The 8,822-nt window shown below is 30.8% G+C and carries 3 protein-coding genes, 2 tRNA genes and 2 pseudogenes; 1 reads left to right on the forward strand and 6 read right to left on the reverse strand.

What is annotated here, in order from left to right; all coding sequences use genetic code 11:
• Both BGS40_RS09790 and traN read right to left on the reverse strand, forming a co-directional pair.
• Positions 1–2,633: pseudogene (locus tag BGS40_RS09790) on the reverse strand (conjugal transfer protein TraG N-terminal domain-containing protein); the annotation flags it as partial.
• Positions 2,634–2,904: 271 nt separating this feature from the next.
• A pseudogene (traN, locus tag BGS40_RS06340) lies at positions 2,905–3,150 on the reverse strand (conjugal transfer protein TraN); the annotation flags it as partial.
• A gap of 540 nt (positions 3,151–3,690) precedes the next feature.
• On the opposite strand from traN, the gene BGS40_RS06345 reads away from it, so the two are divergent.
• Complete coding sequence (locus BGS40_RS06345; protein ID WP_087704700.1) at positions 3,691–4,602, forward strand: AEC family transporter; 912 nt, start codon at positions 3,691–3,693, stop codon at positions 4,600–4,602.
• A 7-nt stretch (positions 4,603–4,609) separates the two neighbouring features.
• On the opposite strand, the gene BGS40_RS06350 is transcribed toward BGS40_RS06345, so the two are convergent.
• The 4 genes from BGS40_RS06350 to BGS40_RS06365 all read right to left on the reverse strand — a co-directional run bounded on the left by BGS40_RS06350 (position 4,610) and on the right by BGS40_RS06365 (position 8,821).
• Complete coding sequence (locus BGS40_RS06350) at positions 4,610–8,122, reverse strand: acyl-[ACP]--phospholipid O-acyltransferase (protein WP_096738518.1); 3,513 nt, start codon at positions 8,120–8,122, stop codon at positions 4,610–4,612.
• Positions 8,123–8,170: 48 nt separating this feature from the next.
• The gene (locus BGS40_RS06355; protein WP_052776120.1) at positions 8,171–8,551 is read right to left on the reverse strand and encodes a hypothetical protein; all 381 of its coding nucleotides are present in this window, start codon (positions 8,549–8,551) and stop codon (positions 8,171–8,173) included.
• Between the two features lie 66 nt (positions 8,552–8,617).
• Positions 8,618–8,694, reverse strand: a tRNA-Asp gene (locus tag BGS40_RS06360).
• Positions 8,695–8,745: 51 nt separating this feature from the next.
• Positions 8,746–8,821, reverse strand: a tRNA-Val gene (locus BGS40_RS06365).
• Between the last annotated feature and the right edge of the window lies 1 nt (position 8,822).

An 8,822-nucleotide genomic window follows, 5' to 3' on the forward strand; every position in this document is an offset into this window, starting at 1 on the left:
ATAGCAGTTCCTGCTTTTTTCTCAGCTGCACCTGCTGCTTTTTGAATTCCACCTGCTAATCTTTCTGATTTAACATCATTAGGGGCATTTCTTGTTGCCATAAAGCCTTTTTGTCTTGAATTTAAATCATCTATGGCTTTATTGTGATCAGTCATAACACCTCTTGGATCATGATAATTGTGCTTTGATTATCCAAACAATCCATTTGAATTGACATTAGAATCTACTCCTGCGTAATGTGATAATCCTTGCATATCTCCCCTTGCAGCCATATTTTAACAGCATTCACAGCAGAAGCCACATTTTCTTTATTAACTACGCCACCATAATTTTCATTGATATAGCCTTGAACGATAGATGATCCGCCATCATAACCCACTGAATTATTAAGTGTTTTAGCTTCATTATATCTATCCATAGAACTTTTAATACTAGCAGAATTTGTAACATTTCCTGTTTTAAGAAGATTGTTAAATGAAGCACTTGCATCTCTATTTTTGCCAATTTCATTAGAAAGACTTTCGTTAAAGGTTTTATTAAATGTTTCTTGTTGATTTTTGCTTAGATTTTGATACCAATCTTCAGTTTCTACCGATCCTGTAGATACATAGCCTCCTGCATCAATATTTATTCTAACTCCTTTTATTTCTTTATTTAAGCCAATACCACCGCCAATTTTTCCACTCATCACATCTTCATAAGCTTGTTTTACATCCACACCTGTTGCTTTAGAATAAGCATTAGCTAAAGCATGTTGCGTTGCATTAGTAATAGCACTTCTATCGTTTTCTGATAAGGCTAAGCTATCTCCTTTGCCACTAGCAACTTCTAAAGCTCTTTGAGATAGGTTAGAATTTTGAATCGCATCACTTAGAGCGTGTGCTCTTGTTTCTAAATTGCTTGCAGTCATACCAGCATTTAAACCTTTAATAGCGGCATTACCTATTGAACCATTAGCATTGATTACAGCTGAACTTCCTGTCATATTATCTTTAACTAATTCGCCACCATGTTGCATATCTCTTGTTCCCATAAAACTTCTACCACCTGCACCAAACGAAGATTGAAGAGTATTATAACCTGCACCCACAGCCCAAACTTCATCTCCTCTAGGAGCAGCGATGCTAGTTTGTGTAGATAGAGCTTGCTGATTTGCAAAGCTTCCAGCAGCTCTTGAAGCACCTGTTAGAGCTTGAGATAATCCAGAAGCAAAAGTTACAAATCCTTGTTCACTTGCTTTAGCTATAGCATAAGCTAAAACAGGAGTACTCATTACAAGATAATTCATGAAATTTGATCTATTTGCTACTTCTTTGAATATAAGCATGTTATCTCCTAAGCTTAAAGCTGCTTTTCCACCTGTTATTACTTGCGCAACTTTCATAAGATTATAATCATTTAGATAGTTAATAATACAAAGTATAGGAGTCCAAAGCACTATCCAAATACACAGAGTAAAAAACATCTTAATATGTGCGTAAGAGCCAAATACAATAGAAAGTAAAGCAACAAGCCAAGATAAACCTATGATAATAGCTGTTAAATAAGCTTTAGCTAAAGGCAAATAAGTTTGTGCCATGTGTCCTTGTGCTTGCATACTTGCGTAAAATTGCTGATCCGCATAAGCAGTATTTGCAGCCACAGAAGCAGGATTTAATCCTACTGATTTAGCGGTATTAATGATTGCATCTTGAGAAGCAAGCATTATCATGGATTGCTGTAAATAAGATCTAGCACTTACAGCTTGTTCGTTATAGATTTGTGCAGCGCCTAAGAACTTTTGCTCATAATTTGTCATATCATTCGCCATACCAAGCAAAGCAGCATGGATTTTCATAGCTTCATCTGTATCTTTTTTAATCATTTCAACGATTTGAGGACCCGCATCAGAACAAGGTACAACGCTTTGTTCTTCAACATTATTATTATTTTTAAACAAAGGAGTGAGCTGAGAGCCATTGCCTATGTTTGTGAAAAGATCTTGCATTAAATTATCAGAGTTTTGAAAAAGATTTCTACCTTGTTGATTATACTGAAACGCAGTTTCTAAAGTAAAAATCAATATTTTTTTGTAAAGTTGCATCAATAGCCGAAAGCTTTACACTTGGTAAAGTACTCATCACTTGAAGTGAAAAACCTAAACCTGCGTTAGAAAAATTTGTAGATTGTGGAGTTGAAAAATGTTTTTCCATAGCTTCTAGAATAAGTCTTTCAAATTGTGTCATTAATGCAAAGCTTTTTCCTATGCCTATAGAAATTTGAGAAATGACATAATCTTTGCTAGTGACTTCATCGTGAATCATGAAGCGGTGATTATTGTCATTTGGTGCTTTTAAAAACATGTACCACACTACAGCAAAAAGCATAAACATTTTTCCAAGTTCAAACACAGGATTTGTTTGTCCATCCATTGCTTTTTTGATACTGAAAAGCAATAATGAAATAGCTAAGGCTGCATTAACGATATAATCTGTTTCAGTGGTTATACCTTTAACCGCTTGCATGATTTCATTCATCACATCGCCATAACCCCAAGTATAGATTAGATTTCCATTAGCTATTTCAGTTGCACCAAATAAAAATGAAGGTGCAAAAAACAAAGTGCTAAAGAATAACAAGTAAAATCTTTTCACGGATTATATTAAAGAAGTTAAAGAGTTTATTTGGTATAATTATAAAAGGGTGAAACGCCAAAGGGCTGCCACCCTTTAGCGTTAATTTACCGCCCAGAAGGGAGGTGGTTAAATTGCTAAAAATTGTTCTAATAATTATACTCTTAATGCTTTGCTATGTCAAGGCTTATTGAGTATCCCCTGCTTTTGCAGGGTTTAGAACAATCCCTTTGGCTTACACCAAACAAACTTTTAACTAAACTTCTCTTCTTCTATTGATTTATTTTATTTTTTAATTTGTAGGTTTTTTTGTTGCATTCTCAATATTGTTTTGAATCTTTTCTTGTATTTTCACAGAATCAGCTTGTATTTTTCCTGTGTCAAAACTTCCTACAATATCAGCAATGAATTCACTTAAATCAATTTCGCTAAAATCTAATTTTTGAAATTCTTCAGGAGTGAATCCTCTACATTGAGGACCTTCTGCACTTCCCCAACCTTTTCCAAGTTGAAGGCGTCCTTGTTCATTGAATATTTGGCACTTTTATCAATAGATACCGAGCTATTTGAAACCTTATTATTAAAAAATACAAAATCAGTGCAAATGTGAAAAAACTGCTATATAACCTTAAAGAAATTGAAAAAATAATTTCAAATTCAAATGATGCACAGTGAAAATAAGAAAAGTAATAAGATAAACTTTCAAAATAAATCTGTCTTATTGCGTAAATATTAAAAATAAAAAATAACTAAAGTAGATGATCTCTGCCTAAATAAGTTTAAAAATATTCAAAAATTAAAAATAAAAGCTATGTTAACTTATTGTTTTTATATCATTCTAAATACAATATATAGTATTTTAATTAAGATTAAACCGCACCATTATTTAAAATTATAATCATTCAGTTTAAAATACTAACTATTCAAAATCAAATTTCAACTTACAATTTCTTAAAGTTACAAAAAATAAAAAAATATTGGTTTTTAAAAAAACTTAAAAAATATTAAGATTTTTTTTAAGTATAAAGAATATAATTCTATCCGTTTTCAAAAAACATCCCTTAAAAAGGATTATTCAATGTTTGTTTTTATACCATTATTTACAATTTTTATTTTACTTGCAGGCGGATATTTTGCCAAAAGAATTAGCGTTTTAAAGCAAAAACAAGCTAGGACTTTTTTAGATTTTGCTATTATTTTTGCTTTACCTTGTTTGATTTTCGATAAAGCATATCATTTAAATTTTAATTTTTCATTGATTATTTTTATTTTTATTGGATTGTTTAGCTGTATATTAGCAGCCTTTTTTGCTATTTTTATTGGAAAAGTTTTTCATTTTTCTAAAGTAACTTTAGTCAGTATGTTTTTGCTTTCTTGTTTTGGAAATACTATATTTGTGGGTATGCCTATTGTTGCTGGTGTATTTAATGACCCACAATTTAGCGCTGAAGTTATATTTTACGATGCTTTAGCTACAACTTTACCTATATCACTTTTTGGACCTTTTATACTTTCTTTGGGAAATGGAGAAAAAGTCAGTTTGCTTACTAATGTTAAAAAAATTCTTAGTTTTCCACCTTTTTTAGCTTTGCTTTTTGGTTTTTTGTGTAAATTAATTGCTTTACCTGAATTTATTTTCTCTCCTATTCGTTTATTTGGTGCCTCTGCAACCCCTGTCGCACTTTTTGCTATAGGTTTAGGACTTGGCTTTATGGCGATTAAAACCTCTTACAAACCTACAGTAGTTGTCATCTTTGCTAAAATGATTTTAGCTCCTTTATTTTTTGTATTTTGTTTGAAAATATTTAATTTAGAATTAAAAGATTCTACCATCGTTGCTATTATAGAAAGCGCAGCTCCTACTATGACCTTAGCAGGAGCTATGGTAATGAAAGCTAAACTAGATAGCAATTTAGCCGTAAGTGCTGTAGCCTTTGGAGTTCTTTTTGCTTTTGTTTCTATGCCAATTTTAATCTGGGCTTTGTTATAAGCTCAAATCATATGGCTAAATTTTTAGCTAATTCTTTAACTTTTTTAAGATCAACTTTTCCTGAACCTAGGAGGGGAATTTTTTCTATTTGAAAATAATATCTAGGTTTAAAAAGTGTAGGTATATTAGAATTTTTTATAGCCTCACATACTCCTTCAAAAATTTCATTATTGCATTCTATGAGTAAAACAATTTGTTCCCCTTTTTTCTCATCTTCTAAAGATGTGGCACAAAATTTAACCACTTCAGTGTCTATAAATTTGGCAATTTCTTCTTCTATTGCACCCAAAGAAATCATCTCTCCGCCAATTTTTGCAAAGCGAGAATAACGATCGACAATATATAAAAAACCATCTTCATCCAAATGTCCCTTATCTCCCGTGTTGTACCATCTTATGCCATCAATTTCTTTAACCACTTCATCGGTTTTTTCTTTGTCATTAAGATAGCCTACCATAACTTGATGACCGCCTATAAGTATGAGTCCATCTTCATTTGTTTTTAAATTTTCATAATTATTTGGATCAACAATACGTACCGCAGTTCCAGGTAGAGGCATTCCTACGCTTCCTTCTTTATTGGCACGATGTATAAGCCAATAATCCGCATCAAAACGATTCGGTAAATTTACACTCGCTACAGGTGTGGTTTCCGTAGCTCCATAACCTTCAAAAATGCTTTTTTTAAACTTCATTTCAAAAGCAGTTCTTACTTCATTTTTTAGTTTTTCAGCACCTGATACAACTATTCTTAAACTTTCAAACATTAAAGCATCAAGCTTTTTATTTCTTGCATAAATTCCTAAAAAGGTTGAAGTTCCACACATAATAGTGACATTATTTTTAGCAACAGCTTTGGCAATCCCTAAAGCATCAGTTGGATCTGCAAAAGTGATACTTTTAATACCTTCAAGCAAAGGCAAAAACGTAGTTACTGTAAGTCCAAAAGCATGAAAAGGTGGCAAAGATGAGAGAATGACATCATTATTTCTTGTACAAAGCACATCAGAAATTTGTGCTATATTGCTTAAAATATTACGGTTATTTAGCATAACACCTTTTGGAGAACCTTCGCTTCCACTACTAAATAAAATAGCTGCTATGGCAAGATTGTTTTTTGAAGGAGTGAAAATGGTTTTGAGTATAAAACTAGGTATAATACTAACTGCTAACATCATGCTAAAAATTTTAGTTTTTTGCATTTTAAAATCTTCTACAATATCTTCAAAATAAATTAAATGTATATTTGTATCGAAATTTAGGTTTATACCTTTATTTGATAATTTTTCTAAAAAAGTTTTAGAAGTATAAATTTGTGAAATTTGCGCATTTTTTATAGCTGTTTTTAAAGCTTTTTCTCCAGCAGTGAAATTAAGATTTACTGCAATTTTTTCTGCGATTAAAACAGATAGATTGGTTAAAGAACTTGCAAAAGAAGCAGGTAGTAAAATTCCTATAGCTTCCTCTTTAGGAGCGTAACTTCCACGCTGAAGGTTAATGTTTAACTCTTTGGATTTTCTTTTAATAAAAAAATTAAGAAATAAACTAAGAGTCAACATTTTTCTATAAGAAATATCTCCAGCTAGTGTATCGATAATAGCTATTTGATTTAGATTTTTTTTAGCTGTATCGATCCAAGCTCTTGCTATAGTGTGCATAGCTTCGCATTGTGATTTCCAAGCCATAAAAGAAAGTTCAAAAACTTTAGCTTTAACTTCATCTTTTTTAGAATGCAAAGGCATAGCTTTACCAAAAGCTATAGCAATTTTTCTTTTATTTAAAGTGCGGTTTCTTGCTGAAAATTCTTCATCACTTCTTGAAAAAGCGCTACCCCAAAGCCCTCTTATATAAAAAGGAATAATTTTTCCATCATCTTCACTTAAACATTCACAAGCCAATTCAAATCCTGCTTTAAATTCATTTAATTGCCCATGTCGCGAAAGTGTACCTTCAGGAAATAAGCAAACTAAATTACCTTCTTTAATATGCTTTGCTATCAGTTCTAAACTCGTCTTACTTCCTGTACTTGATACAGGAATAATACCAAATTTATCAAGAAAAATTTTAATATACCATTTAGAATAAATACTTCTTTCCATAACAAAATAAATTTTTCTTGGAATTGCCATTTGTACAACAGCCCAATCAATAAAAGAAATATGATTACCCAAAAGTAAAGCTCCACCTTTTTCTGGTATATTTTCAAAACCTTCCACAAGTAAACGGTATCGTTGTAAAAAAGCTATGCTTAAAAGTATACGCACTAAAGAAAAGGGGAGTTTTAAAAGTATGTAAAAACTTCCTATAAAGGTTACCAAAGCAATAAAATAAAACAAATAAATCACATTGATTTCAAATTTTGCAAATAAAGTTGCCAAGAGCAAAAATCCCAACATGGCAATATTTTGAAAAAAATTATTTCCTGCAAGAATTTGTCCTAATTCATTTTCTTTAGCATGAAATTGGATTAAAGTATTTAAAGGAATGATAAAAAGGGCTCCGCAAAATCCAAAAAAGAAAAATAAAAAACTATAACTTAATAAACTTATAAAACAAGGCATTAAAAAAGCCATTAAAAACATACCCAATGCACCAAGTGGAATAAATCCAAGTTCTATATAATTTTTTGAAAATTTACCAGCTACTAAAGAGCCTAAAATCATTCCTATACCAGAAAAAGCGAGTGAAATTTGCACATAAAAAGTATTTTCTATGAAAAGTTCATTTTTAGCAAAGACAGGAAAGCTGACAAGATAAAGTTGAGATATAGCCCAAAAAAATGAAATTCCAATTATGCAAAGCCAAATAGTTTTATTTTTAAAAACAAGCTTAAGATTATTTATTAGAAGTTTTCCACGAATATAGTCTTTTTTATTAAAAACTAAATCTTTATTTGTTTGTTTGAGCTTAGGTAAACGCCACGCAAAAAATACTTCGATACAAGAAAATAAAATTAGCACAATTCCTAAAGGCGCTACTTCTTTTAAAATTTCATCTGTTTGATTATATGTGGAACTATAAAGACTTTCAAAACTTAAAGAAAAAAAAGCCATTCCTGCTAAGATTGCCACAATGCTTACTGCATTAATTACACCATTACCCATAGCAAGAAAGTCTTTTCCTACGAGTTCTTTAATAAAACCGTATTTGCTTGGTGAATAAATCGCTGCTTGTGCTCCCATTATAAAAGTAAAAATAAAAGCCATCCAAAAAGCACCGCTATAGTAACAAATGCATATTATTGAAGTGAGTATAACATTGAAAATGGTTGAAATTTTCATTATAATATTTTTTGGATATTTATCCGCTAAAAAACCCGAAGGAGAAAGCATAAGAATAAAAGGAAGTAAAATCAAAGCATTAACCATAACATTTAAAAATAACTGCTCACTTCCTTCATAGGTTTTATAAATAGTATTTTGAATAATAATTTTATGTCCCAAATCTACAAAAGCATTGATGAATGCTATAAGTAAAAAAGGAATTAATCCGTAAATTTTCAAAAAAGATTTTTTTTGCATTATTTAAACCTCGTCAATTAGCACTTATTTTACAAAATAAAAAATTTATCAGTTTTTAGGAAAATTATCTATATTATCTTTTAAAATAACTCCATCGATTTTTAATTTATAAAATTTTTTAAAATTCTCTAATTTGTCAACAATCATTAAAACCCTACTATCAAAAACATAAAATTCTGCGACTTTGCTAGCAAATTTTGCAAGTTTTTTATCATTACAAAGCAAAAACTTAGCTCCTAAAGCATTGGCTAAAAATATTTCGTCTTTATTTTGAACTAAAATAGCAAATTCAAAATCATTTTGACTTAAATAAGAAATCAATTTTTCATCATAAATAATACAATAAACTTTATTATCTTTAACTTCTTCAACACTTTCAATAAAAGAAAAATCTAAGTTTTTTAATAATTTATGTCCAATAATAAGCATTTTTTTCCTTAGCTCTATTTTTTATTATTTTGTAAATTATACTTATAAAATTGTTACCAAGCAAGATGGCGCAGCGGACGGGGCTCGAACCCGCGACCTCCGCCGTGACAGGGCGGCATTCTAACCAGCTGAACTACCGCTGCATCCAAAGTAAAGAAGTAGAGATTATAAAACCTATTTATGATTTTATAAAATGGTGGTCACTATAAGACTCGAACTTATGACATCCACCTTGTAAGGGTGGCGCTCTACCAACTGAGCTAAGCGACCT

This window comes from Campylobacter sp. 107 (genome assembly GCF_002383835.1).
GTDB lineage: Bacteria > Campylobacterota > Campylobacteria > Campylobacterales > Campylobacteraceae > Campylobacter_D > Campylobacter_D jejuni.

Coding starts and splice junctions, on each gene's coding strand:
- BGS40_RS06345 (WP_087704700.1), top strand. CDS start 3,691: ATGTTTGTTTTTATACCATTATTTACAATTTTTATTTTACTTGCAGGC.
- BGS40_RS06350 (WP_096738518.1), bottom strand. CDS start 8,122: ATGCAAAAAAAATCTTTTTTGAAAATTTACGGATTAATTCCTTTTTTA.
- BGS40_RS06355 (WP_052776120.1), bottom strand. CDS start 8,551: ATGCTTATTATTGGACATAAATTATTAAAAAACTTAGATTTTTCTTTT.